The sequence below is a fragment of the Streptomyces sp. NPDC049040 genome, assembly GCF_043197715.1.
Classification (GTDB): Bacteria; Actinomycetota; Actinomycetes; order Streptomycetales; family Streptomycetaceae; genus Actinacidiphila.
In genome coordinates, this window is sequence record NZ_JBICTO010000006.1 from 96,665 (window position 1) to 117,989 (window position 21,325).

A 21,325-nucleotide genomic window follows, 5' to 3' on the forward strand; every position below is an offset into this window, starting at 1 on the left:
CCCGGACGGTTCGATGACAGGTTCGCGCCTCTTGTCGGAACTGCGCGCGGAGACCGCGCATGCGGACAACAAGGCGTCCTTGCTTCTGGGCGCCCTGAGTATGACGGCCGGCCTGCTCGGCGGTCTGCTCGCCACCCGCCGCTGGTCGGTGTCAGATCTGTCTCCCACTGGAACGGTGCTGTGGTGGGGAGCCGTGACCGCCCTGGCCGGTTCCCTGCTCTCCTTGCTTCTCGCCGTACGTCCCAGGTACAGCACCAGTGCCTGGAGCCCAGGGCGCCCGCTGACGTACTTCGATGACATCCGCCGAGCGGCAGGGCAGGGTCTCCTTGCCGAGGCACTCGACCACACCAGGGCGAGCTCTGACACAGGCCTACTCAGCGCACTGGCAGAGAACAGCCGCATCGTGGCCAGCAAGCACTTCTGGATACGCGTCGGCCTGGACTTCTACTGCGCGGGAGTGCTCCTCTTGCCGGTCGCGCTCGCCCTGCACTGACTTCTCCCGCCTAACTGCTGCCGCGACCTGTCGGCACGGCCGAACGCACGTATAGGAATTCGTCATCATGGCCACCCCGTCCGACCCCCTGCGTGTCCCTCCCGACATTCCCCCGTACCCCACCAGCCTGGCCCCGCCCCCACCGCCGTACCCCGGCACAGTGCTTCCGGGCTGCCCACCGAGCACGCGCCTTCCCCCGCCCCGTCGGCCTTCCGGCGCGGGCGACACCGACATTCGACGCTCGGGACGGGTGCACCTTGCGAGCCGGCAGCGCAACGTCGATGCTGCCGCAGTGGGTCAACTGCTGCTGCATCTGCCCCCGTTCGTCATGAGTCTGCTGATCGTGGCCACGATCTCGTACGCCCTTCTTCCGAGCGCGGGATGGGTGGCTGTGCTCGTCTGGCTCAGCTCGGGCACCCTGGCGTTCCACCGGCCCACGGAAAGCGTTCTCGCCCGGCACCTGCTGAACCTTCGCTACCCGACCCCGCGAGAGCGCGCACGGCTGGAGCCGATCTGGCGGGAGGTGACCGCTCGGGCGGGTATCGAAGGACGCGCCTACGAACTGTGGGTTGAGGAGAGCGACGACCTCAACGCTCTCGCCGCGGCGGGCCACATCGTGAGCGTCACACGTTTCTCCCTAGAGAACCTGCCCAGTGGTCATCTCGCCGCGGTTCTCGCGCACGAACTGGCTCACCACGTCGGCGGCCATGCGTGGTCTTCCCTGCTGGGTGAGTGGTACGGCGTGCCGGGGCGGCTGGCGTGGGCCGCTGTGCGCAGCGTCGCCCGGCTCGGTGTCAAGCTCAGCCGTCGCCTCAACGGCTGTCTGGTGCTTTTCCTCCTCCTCGCGGCGGGCAGCGCCGTGCTCGCATTCGCGGTGTCCTACTGGGTCGTCATCCTGGCAGTGCTCGTGGCTCCCTATCCGTTGGCCGCTGTGGCACGCCGGGCGGAATTACGCGCGGACCAGCACGCGGCGGCGCTCGGTTTCGGGCCGCTGCTCGCCGAGGTGCTCCAGATCATGCACACGCAGGAACCCGGAAACAACGCCCTGGCCGCTTCCTTCGCCGCACGCGAGGAAACGGGCGCCTTCGGGACGATAGTCCCGGCGCACGGCGTACGCCCCGGCCGGCTGGGCAAGCTCCTTGCTTCGCACCCCGACTACCACACGCGCATGCACCGCTTGGCTCCCTACCTTGAGCCGACGCGCTGAACCGCTTCGTGGCGGGCGCCTGGCGTGCCCCGCCGTCGGAGGCGCATTGGGTAGCGCCACGCCACCTGGCGGCCCGCGTGGAGCGGTCCGCAAACAGTCCGCAGGACAGTCGAAAACGGCCGTCGGGGGCCAACGCTGGCCATCGGGAAAATGCCTGGTCAGCGCCGAATCGGCGGCTTCGCCGCAGGTCAGAAGGGTGGGTGATTGGTTCATCACCAATTCGGCCTCCACCCTGGACCGGGCGCGGATCGACGTGTGAGGCACGGCGGAGCAGAGGGCGGGCGCAGCGTTCCCTCTGCGTTCCGCACGCTGTCCGCAGGCGAACTGATGTCAGTTCGGGGGAGTGGTTACGCCGCCGTCTCGGCCTCTATGCCACCCCCCGTCCAAGCGGTCCGCGTAGGCCTCGTCGACGGGAGCTTGGGGTCCGCCCGTCGAAGTCGGGCCACAGGTGGGTACGGGTGTTGGCCGTCATGGCCGCGTTGGCGTGGCCGAGGTGCTCGGAGAGTCTGAAACGCCCTGCTGGTCGCGCTCCACGTGCACCATGACTTTCGTGCGGTTGGCGTCGACCCGTGGAAGGCGACGACGCCCGGCGCTGCGCCTCGCCTGCGACGGTCGTTCCGGTGACCCGCTCGTCGGATATCTGCGTGTCGAAGTCGCGCTTGACCCCACCACTCAAGTCGCCCGATGGCTGAGGGTGTGGCGCGCTACTCGATGCGCCCAATGCCGTCCTTGAACTGCGGGAACTCTTCGGAACTGGGTCACTGGTCGTCCGCCACGCGCACACGCAGGCACCTGGACCTCGGCCGGTTCGTCCATGGTGTGCATCGAATTCGTGTTGCAACTCAAGCGCCTGAATTCGCGAATACTGAGCACTCGGCGCCCCGAACCTGGGCATTCGTCGCGTGTCGGTTGGCGATCATTGCCTGGCCCTAACCGCAGGGCCGGACCTGGGAGACTAGTGATCATGACCGACCGTCGACCGCTCTCGCTGCCCGCCTCTCCGAGCCCGCTTCCGACGCTCTCGTACCCGCCCAGGCGGGTGGGCGCCGGCTGATGCCGGTCGAGCAGGGCGCCGACTTCCGCCAGCCGCCCGGCGAGACCGAGCCCGCACCCGCCCCGGCCCGACGTCCGCTCGCCCCCGGCGGCCTCACCTTCTCAAACCCGGACCGCCATATCTGATCGTTACCACCACGGGTTGCGCCACGTCCAGGACCAGCTCACCACCTAGCCCCACCGCCCGGTGTGCCAGTGCCTCCACCTGGACAGTGGTCGTAGCCGGCCCGGCTCCCGCCTCGGATACCGTGTTCCTCTACGGGGTGCCATAACGGATGTGACGCCCCCCACCGGAGGTAGTCAGCGTATGAGTTCAAAGCGCAGCAAGAATCCAGCCCTGCCCGTACTTGACGACGCATTCCGACTCGCGTCGGTCAAGGACGCCGAAGAGTCCACCCGTGACTTGGCCGCGCGGCTGGCCACCACCGAGCTGCGCCGCGTTTCCCACCCGGGCCGGGTCACCTGGGAGCCCACCGATCAGGCCGAGCCCGTACCGGTCCCGCCGACTGTGGTCGACGGTGACGGGGACCTGTGGCTGCGGGACCGGGGCACTGGCACCTGGACCATGCCCGAGTTCGACCCGAAGGAATTCTCGGCCCGCTGTGGCGAGGTTCTGACGTGGAACCAGCTTGCCCACGAGTTCGGCCCGCTGACTGCACTGGCCGACGACCGCCGCATCGGCGGCGGCCGGCGCTGACCGCGCAGCCTTCAGGGATGACCGCGCCCCTGAAGCGCCCGTTACGGGTAGCTGGGAGCTCCAGCTCACCGCCGAGCTCGACGATGGCGGCGAGCAGGTGAGCGTGGTGGTCGGTCACGATGTCTCCATGTTGCAGCCGGATACGTCGTCGCTGTCCGTGGGGTCGGGGTGGAAGAAGCAGGGGTAGTGGAGTCCGGTCTCCGGAGTGATGTTGAACACCGCGCATAGGTGCTGTGGGTCAGCGCCGGTGACGGCGGCCTCTTCGAGGATTCGGTCCTCGCGAAGTTGCTGGGCGGTGACCGGGAGGCCGCGCAGCAGAGGCTGCATCCAGCCGGCTGTGACCGGGGCCCGGGTGTGCGCGGTCTGCGAGCTGCCTCGCGGGTGCGATCGAGGCTGGCGAAGGCCGCATCACCCGCCGCGTTGGGTGGCACCTGTCCGCACCAAGGACACGGCGTTCACGCGATCAGCGCCTCGCGGATCTGCCGCTGCGTCACCTTGTTCCGGGCACGGACCGACAGCCGCTCCAGTTCGGGGTGGCCCCGTTTTTGAGGGACGCGCGCCAAAGCTCGTATGGCAGTGCCGGTCAGCCGGGTTCGCGAGGGTGGACATTCGACCAGGGCGCCCAGGGTGCGGATGGATGCGGGGTGCGGTGGGAGCAAGGAGAGCAGCCAGGTGAGCCCGGCGAGTGCGGGCAGGTTGTACGGGTCGTAGCCACCGTCGCGGCGTCCGCCGCCGTTGGTGGCGAGATTCAGCCAGGCGGTCATCGTGCGCCGGAGCACTTCAGTGTCGATCGGAGCGGTGAGGGCCAGAGCCCGGCGGTCCCAGGTGCGGGTGGGACGCGCCACCGGTGCGAGCTTGGCGTGGTCGATGAAGCCGAGCCAAGGGTCGCCTAGCGAGCGCGAGTCGGCAAGAACAGCGTCAGCCCATGGTTCACCGGGGTTGAGTACTGGTTCGTGAAGGCGGGTGAGTACGGGCGCCGTGCACTCCGGGTGCCAGTCGTGCTCCAGCGCGGAGCGCCGGAGCAAGCCGACGACTGCGTCGGGCAGGCGCCTGTCGGCGTCCAGCAGAGCGTGGCTGCACGTCCAGAGCTCGTCCGCGATGCCGCTGGACCAGAGCTGGTCCGCCATCTCCACCAGAAGCGACTCCCACGCCGCGCACCAGCTGGCGTCGGCGACCTCACGCGAGACAGCGGCGAGCAGCACCAGCCCGCGGTTGCCAACTTCGGCGTCGACCGGGTCTGCTGCTGCGTGCTCGACGAAGGACTGGGCAAGCGCGACTCGGTCCGGCTCCGGGAGACCGCGCAGCACAGTCGTCACGCCGAAGCCCTCGTGCCATGGGTCTCTCGCGAGGAGCAAGGCGCGCGACAGCTCGGCGAGGTCGCCCTTGCCGACCAGTTCCCGGACGTATTCAACCCGCTCAGCCGACTCCCACGGGGACGTCACCAGATCCATGGCGGTGAGACTACGGGCTGCCACTGACAGCGCACGGGATGCGCCTTGAAGGGCTCGCTTGGGGTGCCGACCCCGCCCCTCACGACTCGTGCGGCCCGCCGAGCCGGTTGTGTGCTGACCACTTGGAAGTGCGGCGTGGGAGGAGGCGAGACCAGTCCGCAAACGGTCCGCAGGAAAGTCGAAAACGGCCGTCGGGGGCCAACGCTGGCCATCGGGAAAACGCCTGGTCAGCACAGGATCGGCGGCTTCGCCGCAGGTCAGAAGGGTGACCGAATGGTTCATCACCAACTCGGCCACGACGCTCGACCGCTCGAAAATCGACGTCTGAGCCCCGGGCGGGTGGCCCCGTTCTCGCTGTGCCGAGGGCCGGCACCGCGCTGACGTTCGGACGGCGGGGGGCGTTTGCATGCCGGGGGGGACGGCGTTCGGGTCGTGCGTGAGATCCTCACCGCCATGGTGGGGAACCAGCGTGGGCAGCGGGCGGTGGGAAGTGTGGAGACCCACGTTCGGGGCTTCTTTCAGGGACATTCGGTCACTGGCGAGGACTGGGACCTCGGGCCCGGGCGCAGGGAAATGGTTCCTGGCTTGAGGATTCTCACCGTGAGCCCGGGGCCGCGTGCCGACAGTTGGGCCTACGTCACTGCGGGCTGCTGGTCGGTGGCCGAGCGGGACGGTCACGGGGTGGAGTTCGTCCTCACGGCGCCTGTTCGTGACGAGCGGTTCGTCGACCTTCTCGCGATGACCGCCTATTACCACGCCGTTCAGCACCTGGATCTTGCGCACAGCCTGCCCATCGGGGAGCCCTGGCAACCCGGGTCCGAGTGTGACCACCTGCTGGTCAGCCTGCCGTATCTCCACGGCCCGGACCTGGAACACTGCCGGTTGCCTGACGGCAGCGCGCGCATCCTGTGGCTCGTGCCGGTTACCGCGGCCGAGATGGCGTACCGACGGGAGCATGGTCACGAAGCACTCGAGCAGCTCTTCGACGAGCGCGCGATCATCCCGACCGATCCGATGAGACGATCCGTCGTCTGAGGCCTCCGGCCCAACCGGCCCAACCGGCCCAGAGCGCAGGGGCCCTGCTCGGGCATCCCTCGCGGAGGCGACGGGCGCCGGCGCTGTCACCTGTTGTCGGGCGCGCCCGACAAGCCGTTCCAATTCAGGGTGGCCCCGTTTGTGAGGGACGCGGGCCGGCGCGCGTATGACGGCGCCGGTCAGCCCGGCTCGTCGCGACGCGTGGGGCCAGCCGGGTCAGCCGAGTCCCCGCCACGCGGAATCGCACCGTCGGAGGACGTCCCGGCCGGTCCGCCAACGGTCCGAAGGGCGGGCGGGAGAAGGTATGTTCTGGTCCGTCATCGGCCGGCGCCGATGCCATTGCTTGGCTTTCGGGCCGGAAATCGGCGCCGTCGCCGTGGCGTTGGGGTCGGCCACGGATACACGGGCCCACGTGGTCGCCGGATCCCAGCAATCCTGACGGTGGACACCTGGAGGCCGTGATGTCGGAAGCCCATGGCGAGGACCGCGTCCCGCGGAGCACGTTCATGTTCGTCTTTCGGGGAGGTGCTGTTGCGCGCAATGACCTGTCGCCGTCGGAGCTTCAGGCCCATGTCCGGAAGTGGTACCGCTGGTCGGAGGAGTTGGCGGGACAGGGCAGGCGTAACACCGGGACCGCTCTCGACGGTCCGGGGGCCACGCTTCGCGGTCGTGAGGCGGTCACCGACGGACCGTACGCCGAGTCGAAGGATCTCGTGACCGGCAGCATGATCTTCGAGGCGGCCTCCCTGGAGGACGCCATCGAGGTCGCCCGCGGCTGCCCGACATACGAGTTCGGCGGGTCGGTCGAGGTGCGGCCGATCCAGGATTCCCGGAGCTGACGCTCGTGGACGAAGCGCCCGAGTCGGCGTCATCGGCGGAGCTGGTCGAGGACCTGTTCCGCAAGGAGTACGCGCACCTGGTCAGCGCGCTGACCCGGGTCCTGGGCCTGTCGAACATCCCGCTCGTCGAGGATGTCGTCCACGACGCGCTGGTGAGCGCCATGCAGGCGTGGCGCTTCGGGCTGCCGCAGGACCCGAAGGCGTGGATCCTCCGGGTGGCGCACAACCGGGCGATCGACATCATCCGCCGGGAGCAGCGGCGCCGCTCCTTCCTGCCGGAACTGGCGACGGCCACCGCGCTGACGGACACCATCGAGGCGGCCCTGGCTCCGGCTGCCGAGGGCGCGGGCAAGTTGGCGATGATGTTCGCTGTGTGCGACCCCGGCCTGAGCCGCGAGACGCACGTCACCCTGATCCTTCGCTGGCTGTGCGGGCTGTCGCCCAAGGAGATCGGTCAGGCCTTCCTCGTGGACACCCAGACCATCGACCGGCGCTTGCACCGTGGCCGCGGACGCCTGCGGGAACTGGGCCGGTTGCCCGACGTGGACGACCTGCCCGACATCGACACCCGGCGCGGCTCGGTCCTGCGAGCGCTCTATCTGCTGTTCAACGAGGGCTACCACGGCAGCAATCCCCGGAATCCGGTACGCCCCTTCCTGTGCAACGACGCTCTGGACCTGACCGAACTGCTGCTGCAGGCGAAGGCGACCGCGCATCCGGATGTGCACGCGCTGGCTGCCTTGTTCTGCTTCAACGCCGCTCGTCTGTCCACACGCATGGACGAGCGGGGTGTCTTCGTCCCCCTTGAGGACCAGGACCGGCGCCGCTGGGACCGGGCGCGCATCGAGCGCGGTCTGATCCATCTGGCCGACGCGGCCACCGGGGATCACATGTCTCGTTGGCACCTGGAGGCCGGCATCGCCTTCGAGCACGTGATCGCGCCGTCGGTCCGGGAGACGGACTGGGACAGGATCGTCGGCTTCTACGAGGCCCTCGCCGAACGGTCCCGGAGCCCCATCGTGGCGCTCAACCGTGCGCTGGCCGTGGCCGAACGGGACGGCGTCGACGAGGGCCGCCGCGAGCTGACCGCCCTGGCGGAGGAGCCCAAGCTGTCCCGGTACCCGTTCTACTGGGCGGCCCTTGCCGACCTGGAACGGCGGGCAGGCCGCCACGCCGCGGCCCGGGAGTCCTACGAGCAGGCGATCGCCCTCTCCCGCAGTACCGCCGAGCGTGCCGCCTTCGAGCGGCGGATCGAGAGCCTGGAAATCTCCTAGCGGCGTGTCCGGTTTCGGCGTCCGCCGTTCGTCTTCCTCCTGAGATCACCCGATCACACTAGGAGAGACCGATGCAGGATTCGTCAACGGACGTCGTGAAGGACCCTCGCCGCCGGCGGCGCGCCGGGGGCCCGGACCAGCGGAGGCAGCCGTGACCGCGGGGGGCCCCGGCAACGACCTCGGCGGCGGCAAGGCCGCTCACTCGGGCGACGCGCACAGGTGGCGGGCGTTCTCGCTGCTGGCCGTGGCGTACTTCATGACGGCGGTCGACATGCTGATCGTCAACGTCGCGCTGCCGACGATCGGCCGCAAGCTGGACTTCGCGCAGGCGGACCTGCAGTGGGTGGTGACCGCGTACGCGCTCACCTTCGGCGGCTTCCTGCTGCTGGGCGGCCGAGCCGCCGACCTGCTCGGGCGCAGGCGGGTGTTCACCGCCGGGCTGGCGCTGTTCACGGCGGCCTCGCTGGCCTGCGCGCTGGCCACCAGCGGCATCTTCCTGATCATCATGCGGAGCGTCCAGGGCCTGGGCGCAGCCATGGTGCTGCCCGCCGCGCTGTCGATCGTGATGAACATGTTCCCCGAGGGCACGGAACGCAACAAGGCGCTCGGCCTGTGGGGTGCCATCGGCGCCAGCGGCGCGACCGTGGGCGTACTGGCGGGCGGTGTCCTCACCCGCTATGCCGGCTGGCCGTACATTTTCCACCTGAACGTGGTCGTCGGCGGGGCCGCGCTGCTCCTGACCAGGCGTGTGGTGCCGGAAAGCAGGTTGCGCGGCGCACGCCGCCGCTACGACCCGTTCGGGGCCGTCACCGTGACCGCCGCTCTGGTGATCATGGTCTACGCCATCTCGCAGGCGCCGACCGCCGGGTGGACGGCCACCAGGACCCTGGGATTGATCGCGACGTCGGCGGCACTGCTGGCCGTATTCGTGGCCATCGAGGCCAGGGCGCAGGCGCCACTGCTGCCGCTGCGGCTCTTTCGGCTGAGCACCCTCGCCGGGTCCAACGCCGTCGGGTTCCTGCTGGGCGCCGCCTTCTACGGGTACATCTTCGTCGGCACCCTCTACATGCAGCAGGTGCTCCGGTACTCCGCGCTGAGCACCGGCCTTGCCTGGCTCACCGTCGGCCTGACCGGAGTGGTCCTCGCGGGGCCGGCGCAGATGCTCGTCACCCGCACCTCCATCAGCGTGGTGATGGCGGCCGGGCTCACCCTGACCGGCGCCGGGATCCTCTGGGCGAGCCAGGCGTCCGCCCACACCGGCTTCTGGGCGGGCCTGGCCGGCCCCTTCTTCCTCACCGGCACCGTCACCTGGATCTTCATCCCGGTATCGATCGGAGCCCTGGTCGGCGTCACAGAGCGCGACGCGGGAGTCGCCTCCGGCCTCATCGACTCATCCCAGCAACTCGGCGGCGCGATCGGGATCGCCGTCGCCTCCACCGTGGCGACCACACGCACCCGCGACCTGCACGCCCAGGGGTACGCCATCGCCGACGCGCTCTCCGGCGGCCTCCACACCGCCTTGTGGGTCTGCGGACTCACCGCCCTGTCCGCCATCCCCCTGGTCTTCCTCCTCGTCCGGCGCACCCACACCACCCAGGCTGCGACCCTCCCGCACAACCGGGTCCCGGAACCTGCCCCCTCCGACTGACCACCGCCGGGGCGGCCGCACGCCTCATCCCCTCAAGGCAAGGAGCATTCCCGTGCGCAAACTCATCGAGTCGACGCTCGTCACGCTGGACGGCGTCATCGAAGCCCCTGAACGCTGGGCCCTTTTCGACGCCGAGTCCTCGGCACTGTCGCTTGAACAGCTCGACAGACACGAGGCATTCGTCATGGGCCGTACGACCTACGAGAACTTCCACGCGAACTGGGGCCACGTCACCGGCAACCCCTACATCGACCGCATCAACGCCATGCCCAAGTACGTCGCCTCCCGCTCGCTGAAGGAGACGACATGGAATGCCACCCTGCTGGGTCCCGACCCGTCCGACGCGATCGCGAGGCTGAAGCGGCAGCCGGGCAAGGACCTCGTCAAATACGGCACCACCCGTTTCGACGCCACCCTCGTCAGAGACCACCTGATCGACGAATTCCGCTTCTGGTACATGCCCGTCGTGGCCGGCTCGGGGCAACGGCTCTTCGAACACGTGGACACCGCAGGCCTGGATCTCCGGCTCACCGACGAGAGGCGATTGCGGAACGGGTCGGTCATCCTCACCTATGTGCCGCGCTGAGCGGGCCCGCCGAGTCCGACGAGCAGGGCGGCGTGGCGGTGGTGGCGCGGTCAGCGTTCCGCAGCCAGTTCGTCGTCCACCTCGTGGGCCCGGCGGAGGTAGTCCGTGTGGCGGGGATCGCCCAGATCGCGCAGGGTGTCCGCGGCGTCGGCGAGGGCCGCGAACAGCAGGTAGGTGGGCTCGTCCCATTGCTCGCACAGGTCCACCAGGGGGAGCAGGATGTCCCTGGCCTCCTCCAGGCGGTGCAGGCGGCGCAGGGCGTCGGCGCGGTTGAGCAGGATCTGCTCGATGCCGTAGGCGTCGGGCCCGGTGAGTTGCTCCGCCTCCGCCAAGAGGACCAGTGCCCGCGTCGCCGCCTCGGAGCCCGAGCCGCCGTGGCGCATGAGGTGCGCGGCGTAGTCGTTGAGTACGGAGGCCAGTTCGGCGGCGTCCTCCTGGGTTCCGCCGGCCGCGTGGCACTCGCGGGCGACGGCAAGGGCGTGGCGGAACTCCTCGTCGGCGCGTTCCGGCTGTCCCGCCGTGGCCAGGAGCGAGGCGTACAGGTTGAGCGCACCGGCGTACTCGTCGTGCGGTGTGTGCGAGGCGAGTTCCACCCCTTCCCGCATGGGCGCGAGCGCCGCGTCGGCGCCTTGCGCCCGCTGCACGGCGAGCGCGTAGTTGATCAGGTACGTCGCGTGCAGGCGTTTGACGGGCACACCGGCGGTCTCGTAAAGCCGTACGGCCCGAGCGCCCGCGGCCAGTGCCGCCTCCGGGTCCGCGTCCCTGACCCGGTGGTAGACGGACAGCCGGTCCATGAGGTTGGCGGCCTCGGGCAGCCCTTCGCCGTACTCCTCGGCCTGGTCGACCAGCCTGAGCACGTGCGGCTCCGCGTCGCGCCACTCCGGCCAGGAGTCGTGGTCGTGGGTGTCCTCCCGGAGCGCGACGCTCAGGAAGCGCAGCGCGATGTTCGCCCACCGGCGCCGCTCGGCCGCGTCGAGCCGTTCGGCGGGGAGCGCGTGCATGGCGGCAGGCATCACGACCCGCGCCACGCCGTCGTCGCACGGCGGCGGCAGCAGCAGTCCGCGGTCGAGCAGTTCGCGCAGCACCCCCGCCAGCATCGCGGTGCTCGCGGCGAGTTCGCGCAGCGGTGGCGGCAGCGGCCCCCAGGCGGCGGACAGGAAGGAGACGCGCAGCGGCTCCGGCGCCAGCATGCTGAGCAGGGTCAGCAGGTCGGTGCCTGCCGGCGGCCCCATGTGCCGGGCCCGGTGCCACTCGTAGCCGAAGTGACCGCGGGCCAGTTCTTCGGCCTCGTCGGCAATCTCGGGCGCGACGGCTGCGGAGCGGGTCGGAAAGCGATTCCGCAGGGCGGCCTGCACCTCGTGGAACAGCGCGGCCAGGCCCGGCCGGGCCCGGCCCGTCGGCTTGGCGCTCAGCCACATCCGGCCCTCGATCTTCTGGTCCAGGTCCCGCCCTGCCAGCGGCGGCTCGATGTCGTTGCGCTGCGCCCCGGCCAGATCCTCCAGGCGGACGCCGAGTACGACATGCAGCCACCACAGCACCACGGCCTGCTCGGGGGAGCCCGCCAGACCGCCGCGGACGACGGAGGGCAGCGCGTCCCGGGCCTGCTCGACGCCGCGTGTCACCCGGTCCACCAGCCAGCGGCCGCGCGCGAGGTCCGGATCGTCCCCGCGTCTCGCACGCTGGGACGGGTCCGTCCGCCGCGCTCCTCCGGCCGGGCCGAAGACCGCGAACGCGGGGGAGGCCGCGACTGCTCGCAGGGCCTCGGCCTCCGCCTGCGAGTCGCCGCCGATCCGCTGCGCGGCCACGGTGTGCACCAGCCGCAGTCCGGCCCGGAACGAGCGCCAGTGGGCCTCGACCGCGGCAACGGGATCGGCGTCCTCGCCGGTGGCGGCCGTTTTCACCTCGGGGCCGTCGATTTCACCCGGACCCTCGCGGTTCGATCTGCCCATGAACACCTCACCCCTCGTTCCGATGCACGTCCGACCCGCGTCCGGCCGATCCGGCCCCCGCTTCTTCATCAACTACCGCACCAGTGACGAGCCGTTCGGAGCTGCCCTGATCGACACCGCCCTGTGCGGCCGCTTCGGCTCCGACGCGGTCTTCTTCGCGTCGCGCTCGCTCGCGCCCGGCAGGGATTTCTCGGCGGGCATCCTGGATGCCGTCACCGGGGCCTCGGTGGTGCTCGTCGTCATCGGGCCGCGCTGGCTCGAGGCGGTCGACCGTTGCGGGCGGTCCAGGCTGGAGGACCCGGGCGACTGGGTGCGCAGGGAGATCATCGAGGCGTTCCGCGGTGGCGCCCGCGTGGTGCCCGTACTGCTGAACTGCGACCTGCCCGCCGAGCACCGACTCCCGGTTCCGCTGGCCCGGTTGAGCACCCTGCAATATCTGCGGCTGCACCACAGGAACGCCGGCGCCGACCTCGAGCGGCTCATGCGCGAACTCGGTTCGATCGTCTCCCCCCTCGCCCAACGATCTGCCGAATAAATCGGAAATATCATAGGACAGCGGCTGTTCTTCCGGCTATGGTCGCACCGTCAACCAGCTCAGGGAGGCGATCCGCGATTACCGGTACCGACTTCGGGCGTGGGTTACGGGAGCGCCGGATGCGCGCGGGGCTGTCGCTGGCGCAGTTCGGCGCTCTCGTGCACTTCTCCCCGTCCTACCTGTCCCGTATCGAGGCGGGCGAGCGCCCCGTCGGCGGGCGGCTCGCCGGCGCGTGCGACCGGGTGCTCGGCGCCGACGGCGCACTCGCCGCACTCGCGCCGGCCCGCAAGCCCCGCGCCGGGACACGCCCACCGCGCGAGGGGGCGACCCCGGACGACGTCCCGGCACCGGACTACACGGCGGCGCCGCCGCGCGGACACGACGACGAGGACGACCTCCGGCACTTCGTCGCACACCTCACCCGACTGCGCGGACTCGCCCAGCGGCTGCCGCCGGCGCTGGTGATGGAGCAGCTCGTCCCGTCCGTCCGCACCCTGGAAGTGCTCGCCCGCGCGGCCCCCACTGCGAAAGGCCGCCTCGGATACCTGGAGACCTGCGCGTTCTACTGCGACTTCGCGGGCTGGATGAGCCAGGAGGCCGGCGACGCCCAGGCGGCCGACCGCTGGATCGGCCGGACCGAAGTCCTTGCCGCCGAAGCCGGTTCGGCCGAGCTCGCCGACCATGCGCTGGTCCGCAGGGCGGGCCTCGCCCTCTACCGCGGTGACGCCGAGACCGTGGTCCGCCTGGCGGTCGAGGCCGGCCGCCGGTCCACCGCGAGCCCGCGGGTCCGGGCACTGGCCGCCTATCGGGAGGCGCAGGGGCTGGCGTTGGCCGGCCAGGCGTCCGCGTGCGCATCGGCCCTCGACCGGGGTGCCGGACTGCTGGAGCGGGCCCGCAGCGGTCGGCCGAGGCGTAACGGACTCTTCGTCGGCTCCGCCTCGACGTCCGGGAGGCACGGTCTGATCAGCGGTTGGTGCTTGTACGACCTGGGGCAGCCGGACGAGGGCGCGGCCGCCATCTCGGCGGAGCTGGAGACCTTCCCCATGGCGTCACGGCGGGCGTGGGCCCTCTTCACGGCGCGACTGGCGCTGTGCCATGTCGCCGCCGATGATCCGGGCGCGGCGATCCGCACCGTCGGCGACCTCCTGCGGGAGAGCGCGGGGTTGTCTTCCCATACCGTCCTGAGCCAGCAGCGCCTGCTCGCGGCACAGCTCCGACGCCACCTGGGGCGACCGGAATTGCGCGAGGTCTACCTGTCCCTGACGACCGCGGGAGTCTGAGCGAGCCGGGGCACCGCCGGCCCCGAGGCCGACTGCCGGAGCCGGTGGCTTTTGGCAACAGGCAAGGGGATGGCAAGCGGGAACGGCCTGCCTAGGCTCATCGGCCACAGGGGGGCAGCACGGTGGCCGCACCGGAAGGGGCGCGCGCCGGGGGCCGTGCGGATGCCCGACACCACCTCGAGACGAGGGAAAGACATGGGCAGCAAACAAGCGAGTCTGAGCACCACGCTCACGGTCAAGCAGTGCGCGGAGGTCTTCCGTGAGGGCGCGTCACAGGCGCGGGGCATCGGTTCGATGCTCGGGGGCATCGCCGCCAAAGTCGCGGGCAACGACCAGAGCGGCTTCTTCACCCCGACCGACAACTCGCCCTTCGCGGCGCTGGACGACGACCCGCCGGCCTTCTCGGTGGGAGCGCTGATCCCGAAGTTCAGCGCGGGGGCGCAGGGGAACGGCACCGCGATCCACATGTACGTGTGGGACCGGGGGGCGACGCGGGCGGTGGAGTTGTTCTCGCCGCACGGGATCGGCGGAGGAATGCACGCGAGCAAGCTCGTCACCAAGGTCGGCGCGGCGTTCGAGGCCGCCGACCCCAGGTGCCGCCGCACCGCGGGCTAGGCCCCGCTGTGCGATTCTTCACCCGCCGCGCGGCGCTACCGCCCACCCGCTACGGCTACCAGCCGCCGCGGGGGGCGGTCGGGCTGCGCTGGATCTGCACCGCCGACGACTGCGGTCGCGGCGGCCCCGAGGCCCCCGGCGACCCTTGGCCGCGCCGCTGCCCGGGGTGCCACCGGACGGAGATCGCGACGTTCGAGCTGGCCGAGCCCTGGCAGCACGCGGCCAGGCGGGCCGAGATCGACGCCCGCCTCGGCGCGTACCCGGGGTACGGGGACCCGGTGGCGGCGCGGGCCGACGATCTCGTCTGGCAAGCGGAGGAGGCGCTGCTGTCGGACTCGGCCCAGCGCGCCGAGGACGCGCGCACCGCGCTCGACCACTTCGTGGCGGAACAGCCGGCCGCAGGCGCCTTCACCGGCCACGAAGCGCGCTTCCGGCTCGTCGACGTCGCGATGCGGCACGGCGCACACGGGCTGGCCGCCCGGGAGCTCGTCGCCTGGCACGAAGCCCGCCCGTTCGACAATCCCGAGTCGAACCAGGACCGGGCGGACTGCCGCTCCCTCGCCGACCGCCTGATCGAGTATCTGGAGGATCCGGCAACCGCCGGCTCCCCCTACCGGGCGGAACTCTGGACGCGGCTGCGCGACCTGATGCCCCGTATCGCCCAGGTGGCGACGGCCGGGAACACGGCCGGCTTCAACCGGTTGGGGAGGCAGCACACCACAGGGAACCGGGAGGAGGAGCTGATGGTGGTGGAGTTGCGCCGCCTGGCCGAGGCCGACAGGTCGGGGAGCGGCGGCGCGCGCACCGGGCTCCCGCCCCAGGCGGCGCGCCGACTGGAGATCCTGGGCCGGGACAGGATCGCCGGGCAGGACAGCGGGGTGGACGGATCGCTGATCTTCGAGGTGTGCCTTCAGCCCTTCATGTCCAGCGACCCCGAGGACATCGCTCAGGCGGTGCTGCCGATCGGCGGATGGCCCGTCTACGGCGCCTCGCGGATGCTCCAGGACCTGAGGTCGCACGACGACAGCTCGGCCGCCTATCTGCGGGTGCTGGACGCGGGGCTGGACTTCCTGCACACGTCAGGCGTCGGCGCCGAGCACCTCAATGGCTGGGACCACCAGCGGTGGAACGAGACCCGCGGTCCCGGGACATGGTGACCACGGGCACCGCTGACACGAGTCCTCCGCACGGGCGCGGCCCGTGCGGGGTTCCATCCGAAACACCGCGCCCCTGCCGGAAGGCCGGGGCGGGATCCGATCAGGAGGACAGCAACATGGCATGTGCGTGCGAGAAGGACCGGGGTGCGGGCAACAAGTGCGCCCACTGCAAGGAGGGCAACCACAGGGCCTGTTCGTCGTTCGGCAAGTGCTCCTGAGTCGACTTCCGTAGGGTGGTGGCAGAAGCACGCCAACGCCGCACAGCGCCGGTCACGGGCCTGACCAGGTGCCCTGGCGCCGGGGCGGGCGAGCGTCCTGCCGACCGTCCGCGGACGCGCGAGGCACCCGCACCGTCGAGGGAGACATCGGAAGTCTCCACTCGTCGGCGCGGGTGCCTCGCGTGCAGGGCGCGCCGCTTTGCCTGAACCACCAGGCGGGCGGTCCGCAGCGGAGCCGGGAGCGGGCGGCCGAAGGGCCGGACGCCGTCCACCGGGAGATCGCCGGCTGCGCCCGAGCGACGACTTCGCCGCAGGTCGGACGCCTGTCGGATCGGTCGTCCTCACCTCTGCCACCACCCGCCCCAGCCGGGCCCGGCGTGCCTCCGCCGGCCCGCGAAGGTCCGCGGCCCCGCTGACGCCGGGCCCGTGCGGACGACGCCGGTTTCACCACCGCGGGTATCCCTGAGAGCACCCTGAAACCGCGCTGAACGGGCGGTCCGCCATGCTCCGCGGCATGACGACGGCCCCTTCAGGGGTGGCGCACGGGGAGGGGATCACCATGGACGGCCTGCGATCGATCCGCCGGCACGCGGCGGCCTTCGGGCGCTTCGCCGGGCTGGGCAGCGGGGTCACGCTGGCGGCCTCTGCGGCCCTGGTCCTGCTGTCGCGGTGGATCCCGTGGATGGCGGCGAACGCGCTGACCACCGTCGTCTCCACCCTGGTCGCCACCGAACTGCACGCCCGCGTCTCCTTCGGCCACGGACGGCCCGGCCTGGCCGGCCACCTCAAGGGCGCCGCCACCATGGCCTTCGGCTGGCTGGTCACCTCCGCCGCGGTCGGCTCGCTGGCCGCGCTCTGTCCCGGTGCGGGGGTCGTCCTGGAGCAGGCGGTGTACCTGTCGGCCACCGCGCTGGTCGGACTCGGCCGCTACGTGGTGCTGCGCCTTGCGGTGTTCGCGGAGCGCCCCCCGAGGCCCAGGCCCGGTGGCGCCCGGGTGCGTGCCTCGTACGACGCGGCGGCGTGAGGGCCGGCCGGGTGGGGCAGCGGGGATCACTGTGCTCGCTCTGCCGCCGCCGTCCCGGACGTCCGGCCCGCGGCGGAGCAAGGGCGGCTCGGGGGAGCGGTCAGGCCTGACGGGCGCGGGACGCGAGGCGGTCGGCGAACGCGACGACGAGGTCGCGCAGCTCGGCGGGGCGTTCGATGACGAACGGCAGGTCGAGTGCGGCCAGTACGGGCGGCAGCCAGTCGAGCTCCTCCACTTTCAGCTCGGCGCGCAGCCAGGCCGCGGCCGCCGGATCCGAGCCCGCCGCGTGGTGCGGCTCTTCCAGGTTCGCCACCGTGGCCGGGAGGCGGGCGCGGATCTGCTCGACCGTCCCGTGGATCCGCAGGGTCACCTCATGGCGGTAGCCGGCCGTGGCGAATCCCGACAGCACACGCTGCGCCGGATCAGGTCCCGCGGGCACCTCGAACGATCCGGGCAGGGTCCTGGCGCCCGTGATGCGGTCGAGCCTGAAGGTCCGGTCCTCGCCGATCGCGGGGTCCGTGCCCGTGACGTACCACCGGCCCGAGTGGGCGACGATCCCGTACGTGTGCAGCGGGCGTTCGCTGTGGCGGCCGTCGCGGTCGGTGTATCGGATCGACAGCGGCCGCCGGTGGCGTACCGCGTCTGCGACGGTCAGCAGGACCTCGGCGTCCGGGTGGGCGAAGCCGCCGGGCGGAGTGGTGAACGCGAGGGATTCCAGGACCGTGTCGAGCCTGCGGGCCAGGGGTTTGGGCAGCACTCTGCGGATCTTGGCCGCCGCCGTCTCGCTCGCCGTGTCCGCCGTCGGCAGCAGCCCCGCCCGGCGGCCCGCCATCAGGCCGAGCAGCGCGGCGAGCGCTTCGTCGTCGCTGAACATGAGCGGGGGCAGGCGGTATCCCGGGGCCAGCCGGTACCCGCCGTGGCGTCCCCGCACCGCCTCCACCGGCACGTCGAGCTCGGTCAGCTGCTCCACGTACCGCCGCACGGTCCGCCCGTCGACGCCGAGCCGGTCGGCGAGTTCGGCCACCGTCCTGATGCCGCCCGACTGCAGCAGCTCCAGGAGGGTCAGCACGCGCACGGTGGGTCGGGACATATCCCGAGCCTAGCGCGAATACCGGGCCGATTCTGTCCTCTATTCGTCCTAGCCTGCGGAGTGCACCAGCTCCGTCAACCTGGGAGGAACACCATGAACCTCGTCTCGATCCGCATCATCACCGGCGATGTCGCGCGCCTCGTCGAGTTCTACGAGAAGGCCACGGGGGTGCCCGCGACCTGGGCCACCGAGGATTTCGCCGAGCTCGGCACACCCGGCGCCACCCTCGCGATCGCGGGCACCCGCACCGTCCCGCTGTTCGCCCCGGGTTCGGCCCGCCCGGCGGACAACCACAGCGTGATCATCGAATTCCTCGTCGACGACGTGGACCGCGTGCACGGGAACCTGGCCGGCTTCGTCGACGACTTCGTCAACGAGCCCACGACGATGCCCTGGGGCAACCGGTCCCTGCTCTTCCGCGACCCCGACGGCAATCTCGTCAACTTCTTCACCCCGGTGACCCCGGCGGCCATCGGGAAGTTCGCTCGCTGACCCCCGGTGCCGCCGCCCGCGCGGGCGCCCGGGGCGCTGGGCGGTCACCCGCCCGGCCTCGCGCGCCCGCCTTTGGTCCAGACCTATTGACGGGCCCGGCTGCCGCTCCTACGATCCCGACGGTCACAGCGCGCATGTTTCCACCTCACCCAGAGCCGGGCGTCAAGCCCCCCACACCTGCTCATGCCCATGGCGCGGCGAGAAGGCGGCGCAGCACGTCCGTCGGGAATCGCGTACTCGACGTCCGGCTGACGCCTGCCGCCCTCGTCCGGATCCCGGCCGCTGCCGCGGCGACGCACACGGGAGCGCGCCACTCCGAACTCCTTCCCCCCAGGAGGCAGCCGTGGAACGTGCATCACACGGGCATCACACGAGTAACGCCCAGCACAGATCGACCGTCCTGAAGCGCGTCATCGCCGGGATGAGCTCCGCCGCCGTCATCGGCGCCGGCCTCGCCCTCGCCGGCTCCGGCGCCGCCGGGGCCGCGACCACCAACCTCGTGGTCAACTCCGGCTTCGAGAGCGGACTGTCCGACTGGACCTGCTCAGGCAGCTCGGCCGTGGGCAGTCCCGTGCACTCCGGCACCTCGGCGCTCAAGGCCACACCATCCGGCCTGGACAACGCCCAGTGCACCCAGAGCATCAGTGTGCAGCCCAACTCCTCGTACACGTTGAGCGCCTACGTCCAGGGCAGCTACGTCTACCTGGGCGCCACCGGCACCGGCGCCGCCGCGGACCCGTCCACCTGGACGCCGAGCGCCTCGTCGTACACCCGGCTCAGCCTCGACTTCACCACCGGCGCGAGCACCCACTCGGTGACCGTCTACCTGCACGGCTGGTACGGGCAGCCCACGTACTACGCCGACGACGTCTCGCTCACCGGCCCCGGCGGCACCACCACCACGCCGCCCACGACCACGCCGCCGACGACCACCCCGCCCACCAGCACCCCGCCGACCACGACCCCGCCCACCAGCACCCCGCCGACCACGACCCCGCCCACCAGCACCCCGCCGACCACGACCCCGCCGGGCGGCACCTGCGCCCCGAAGCCCAAGCCGTCGGGCAAGGTTTTGCAGGGGTACTGGGAGAACTGGGACGGCGCCGCGAACGGCGTGCACCCCGGCCTCGGCTGGACCCCCATCACCGACAGCCGGATCGCCCAGCACGGCTACAACGTCATCAACGCCGCCTTCCCCGTCATCCTCCCGGACGGCACCGTCGAGTGGCAGGACGGCATGGACAGCGGCGTCAAGGTCGCCACGCCCGCCGAGATGTGCCAGGCCAAGGCGGCAGGGGCCACGATCCTGATGTCCATCGGCGGCGCGACCGCCAGCGTCGACCTGAGCTCCAGCACCGTCGCCGACCGGTTCGTCGCGACCATCGTCCCGATCCTCAAGAAGTACAACTTCGACGGGATCGACATCGACATCGAGAGCGGCCTCGTCGGCAGCGGCAACATCAACACGCTGTCCACCTCCCAGGCCAACCTCGAGCGCGTCATCGACGGCGTGCTGGCGCAGATGCCCGCGGGCTTCGGCCTCACCATGGCGCCCGAGACCGCGTACGTCACGGGCGGCAGCGTCGTCTACGGGTCGATCTGGGGCGCCTACCTGCCGATCGTGAAGAAGTACGCGGACAACGGCCGCCTGTGGTGGCTGAACATGCAGTACTACAACGGCAGCATGTACGGCTGCTCCGGCGACTCGTACGAGGCGGGCACCGTGGCGGGCTTCACCACCCAGACCACCTGTCTGAACAACGGGCTGGTCGTCCAGGGCACCACGGTCAAGGTGCCCTACGACAAGCAGGTGCCGGGGCTGCCGGCCCAACCCGGCGCGGGCGGCGGCTACATGACGCCCGCCCTGGTCGGCCAATCGTGGAACGCCTTCGGCGGCGCGCTGAAGGGCCTCATGACGTGGTCGGTCAACTGGGACGGCTCGAAGGGCTGGACCTTCGGCAACAACGTCAAGTCACTACAGGGGCGTTGACGCCCAGGGCCTTCGGCTCGTCACATCGCAAGGCGGGCGGGCGGCACGGCCGTCAGTAAGGTGACAGGTCCAGCGCGGCCAGCCCGGCGCGGACGGCCTCGGCGATGAGCGTGTCGTCCGGGGCGGTCCGCTGCCGGGTGCGGTCGGTCAGGACCGCGACGACGATCGGCGCGCCCGCGCCCGGCCAGACCACCCCGACGTCATTGCGGGTGCCCTGGCCGCCGCTGCCCGTCTTGTCCGCGGCCTTCCAGCCCTTGGGCAGCGCCGCCCTGATGTAGTGGCCGCCGGTGGTGTTGCCCGGCATCCAGTCCGTGAGCAGCGCCCGGTGGGCGGCGGGAAGGGCCGCCACGAGCCCGGCGGGGCGAGCGCCGACGCCGGCAGGGCGAGCGCCGGCCCGATGCTCCGAGCCGGTTCGCCGTGCGGGAAAGCACATGTCAGGCAGCCTTCTCCCGGGTGCGGGTGATGTCACAGAGGCAGGGACGGCACTTCCGGCGGAATGCCCGGGTCGCGGGGGAGCCGCCGCCAGGTGGCGTTGCCGCCCGGTCCCCGGGCGGTCCGCGGGGCGACCGGGAAGGCCGTCGGACGCCCGCTGTCCACCCCACGCCGTGCCGGTCGCGCTCCTGACGTGGCGCCTGAGGTGAAGTTACGCTGCCGGGACTGTCGTTGAGTGGAGGCTCCGTAATGGGACGCAA

The 21,325-nt window shown here is 71.2% G+C and carries 20 protein-coding genes; 15 read left to right on the plus strand and 5 right to left on the minus strand.

The annotated features are described in order from the left end of the window. Positions 1-13: 13 nt before the first annotated feature. The 3 genes from ACGFMP_RS18145 (at position 14) to ACGFMP_RS18155 (ending at position 3,450) form a co-directional block, all read left to right on the plus strand. The gene (locus tag ACGFMP_RS18145; protein WP_393673427.1) at positions 14-493 is read left to right on the plus strand and encodes a Pycsar system effector family protein; all 480 of its coding nucleotides are present in this window, start codon (positions 14-16) and stop codon (positions 491-493) included. A 292-nt stretch (positions 494-785) separates the two neighbouring features. Next, positions 786-1,700 carry a M48 family metalloprotease gene (locus ACGFMP_RS18150; protein ID WP_393673429.1) on the plus strand — a complete coding sequence of 305 codons (915 nt, stop codon included), beginning with the start codon at positions 786-788 and terminating at the stop codon, positions 1,698-1,700. 1,360 nt (positions 1,701-3,060) lie between these two features. Then, entirely contained in the window at positions 3,061-3,450 is a 390-nt protein-coding gene (locus ACGFMP_RS18155; RefSeq protein WP_393673430.1) for a hypothetical protein, read from the plus strand. 114 nt (positions 3,451-3,564) lie between these two features. Here the strand turns inward: ACGFMP_RS18155 and ACGFMP_RS18160 are convergent, their stop codons facing one another. Then, on the minus strand, positions 3,565-3,777 hold the full coding sequence (locus ACGFMP_RS18160) for a hypothetical protein (protein WP_393673431.1): 213 nt from the start codon (positions 3,775-3,777) through the stop codon (positions 3,565-3,567). A 128-nt stretch (positions 3,778-3,905) separates the two neighbouring features. Continuing rightward, entirely contained in the window at positions 3,906-4,901 is a 996-nt protein-coding gene (locus tag ACGFMP_RS18165) for a hypothetical protein (RefSeq protein ID WP_393673432.1), read from the minus strand. Between the two features lie 432 nt (positions 4,902-5,333). Here ACGFMP_RS18165 and ACGFMP_RS18170 point away from each other — a divergent pair, with 432 nt between their 5' ends. From ACGFMP_RS18170 to ACGFMP_RS18190, 5 genes are all read left to right on the plus strand, one after another. Beyond that, entirely contained in the window at positions 5,334-5,936 is a 603-nt protein-coding gene (locus ACGFMP_RS18170) for a suppressor of fused domain protein (RefSeq protein ID WP_393673433.1), read from the plus strand. A 506-nt stretch (positions 5,937-6,442) separates the two neighbouring features. Further along, positions 6,443-6,775, plus strand: coding sequence for a YciI family protein (locus ACGFMP_RS18175; protein ID WP_393673767.1), 333 nt, complete (start codon positions 6,443-6,445; stop codon positions 6,773-6,775). A gap of 5 nt (positions 6,776-6,780) precedes the next feature. Next, positions 6,781-8,049 carry an RNA polymerase sigma factor gene (locus tag ACGFMP_RS18180; RefSeq protein WP_393673435.1) on the plus strand — a complete coding sequence of 423 codons (1,269 nt, stop codon included), beginning with the start codon at positions 6,781-6,783 and terminating at the stop codon, positions 8,047-8,049. Positions 8,050-8,200: 151 nt separating this feature from the next. After that, complete coding sequence (locus tag ACGFMP_RS18185) at positions 8,201-9,697, plus strand: MFS transporter (protein WP_393673436.1); 1,497 nt, start codon at positions 8,201-8,203, stop codon at positions 9,695-9,697. Positions 9,698-9,749: 52 nt separating this feature from the next. Further along, on the plus strand, positions 9,750-10,283 hold the full coding sequence (locus ACGFMP_RS18190) for a dihydrofolate reductase family protein (RefSeq protein ID WP_393673437.1): 534 nt from the start codon (positions 9,750-9,752) through the stop codon (positions 10,281-10,283). A gap of 50 nt (positions 10,284-10,333) precedes the next feature. Here the strand turns inward: ACGFMP_RS18190 and ACGFMP_RS18195 are convergent, their stop codons facing one another. Next, positions 10,334-12,232, minus strand: coding sequence for a hypothetical protein (locus tag ACGFMP_RS18195; protein WP_393673438.1), 1,899 nt, complete (start codon positions 12,230-12,232; stop codon positions 10,334-10,336). On the opposite strand from ACGFMP_RS18195, the gene ACGFMP_RS18200 reads away from it, so the two are divergent. From ACGFMP_RS18200 to ACGFMP_RS18220, 5 genes are all read left to right on the plus strand, one after another. Beyond that, positions 12,231-12,767: a toll/interleukin-1 receptor domain-containing protein gene (locus ACGFMP_RS18200; protein WP_393673439.1), complete on the plus strand. Its 537-nt coding sequence runs from the start codon at positions 12,231-12,233 to the stop codon at positions 12,765-12,767. The genes ACGFMP_RS18195 and ACGFMP_RS18200 overlap by 2 nt on opposite strands. Before the next feature lie 38 nt (positions 12,768-12,805). After that, positions 12,806-14,047, plus strand: coding sequence for a multiprotein-bridging factor 1 family protein (locus tag ACGFMP_RS18205; protein WP_393673441.1), 1,242 nt, complete (start codon positions 12,806-12,808; stop codon positions 14,045-14,047). A gap of 195 nt (positions 14,048-14,242) precedes the next feature. After that, positions 14,243-14,662, plus strand: a complete 420-nt coding sequence (locus ACGFMP_RS18210; protein ID WP_393673442.1) for a hypothetical protein — start codon at positions 14,243-14,245, stop codon at positions 14,660-14,662. Positions 14,663-14,670: 8 nt separating this feature from the next. Further along, positions 14,671-15,819 carry a hypothetical protein gene (locus ACGFMP_RS18215; RefSeq protein WP_393673443.1) on the plus strand — a complete coding sequence of 383 codons (1,149 nt, stop codon included), beginning with the start codon at positions 14,671-14,673 and terminating at the stop codon, positions 15,817-15,819. A 777-nt stretch (positions 15,820-16,596) separates the two neighbouring features. Beyond that, entirely contained in the window at positions 16,597-17,061 is a 465-nt protein-coding gene (locus tag ACGFMP_RS18220) for a hypothetical protein (RefSeq protein ID WP_393673768.1), read from the plus strand. 100 nt (positions 17,062-17,161) lie between these two features. Here the strand turns inward: ACGFMP_RS18220 and ACGFMP_RS18225 are convergent, their stop codons facing one another. Next, the gene (locus tag ACGFMP_RS18225; RefSeq protein ID WP_393673444.1) at positions 17,162-18,151 is read right to left on the minus strand and encodes a helix-turn-helix transcriptional regulator; all 990 of its coding nucleotides are present in this window, start codon (positions 18,149-18,151) and stop codon (positions 17,162-17,164) included. Between the two features lie 93 nt (positions 18,152-18,244). On the opposite strand from ACGFMP_RS18225, the gene ACGFMP_RS18230 reads away from it, so the two are divergent. After that, positions 18,245-18,643, plus strand: a complete 399-nt coding sequence (locus ACGFMP_RS18230) for a VOC family protein (protein ID WP_393673445.1) — start codon at positions 18,245-18,247, stop codon at positions 18,641-18,643. Between the two features lie 421 nt (positions 18,644-19,064). After that, the gene (locus tag ACGFMP_RS18235; RefSeq protein WP_393673446.1) at positions 19,065-20,633 is read left to right on the plus strand and encodes a carbohydrate binding domain-containing protein; all 1,569 of its coding nucleotides are present in this window, start codon (positions 19,065-19,067) and stop codon (positions 20,631-20,633) included. Between the two features lie 52 nt (positions 20,634-20,685). Here ACGFMP_RS18235 and ACGFMP_RS18240 read toward each other — a convergent pair whose 3' ends face one another. Further along, positions 20,686-20,982 (minus strand): serine hydrolase, encoded by a 297-nt coding sequence (locus ACGFMP_RS18240; protein ID WP_393673447.1) that lies wholly within the window; start codon positions 20,980-20,982, stop codon positions 20,686-20,688. Positions 20,983-21,325 lie beyond the last annotated feature (343 nt).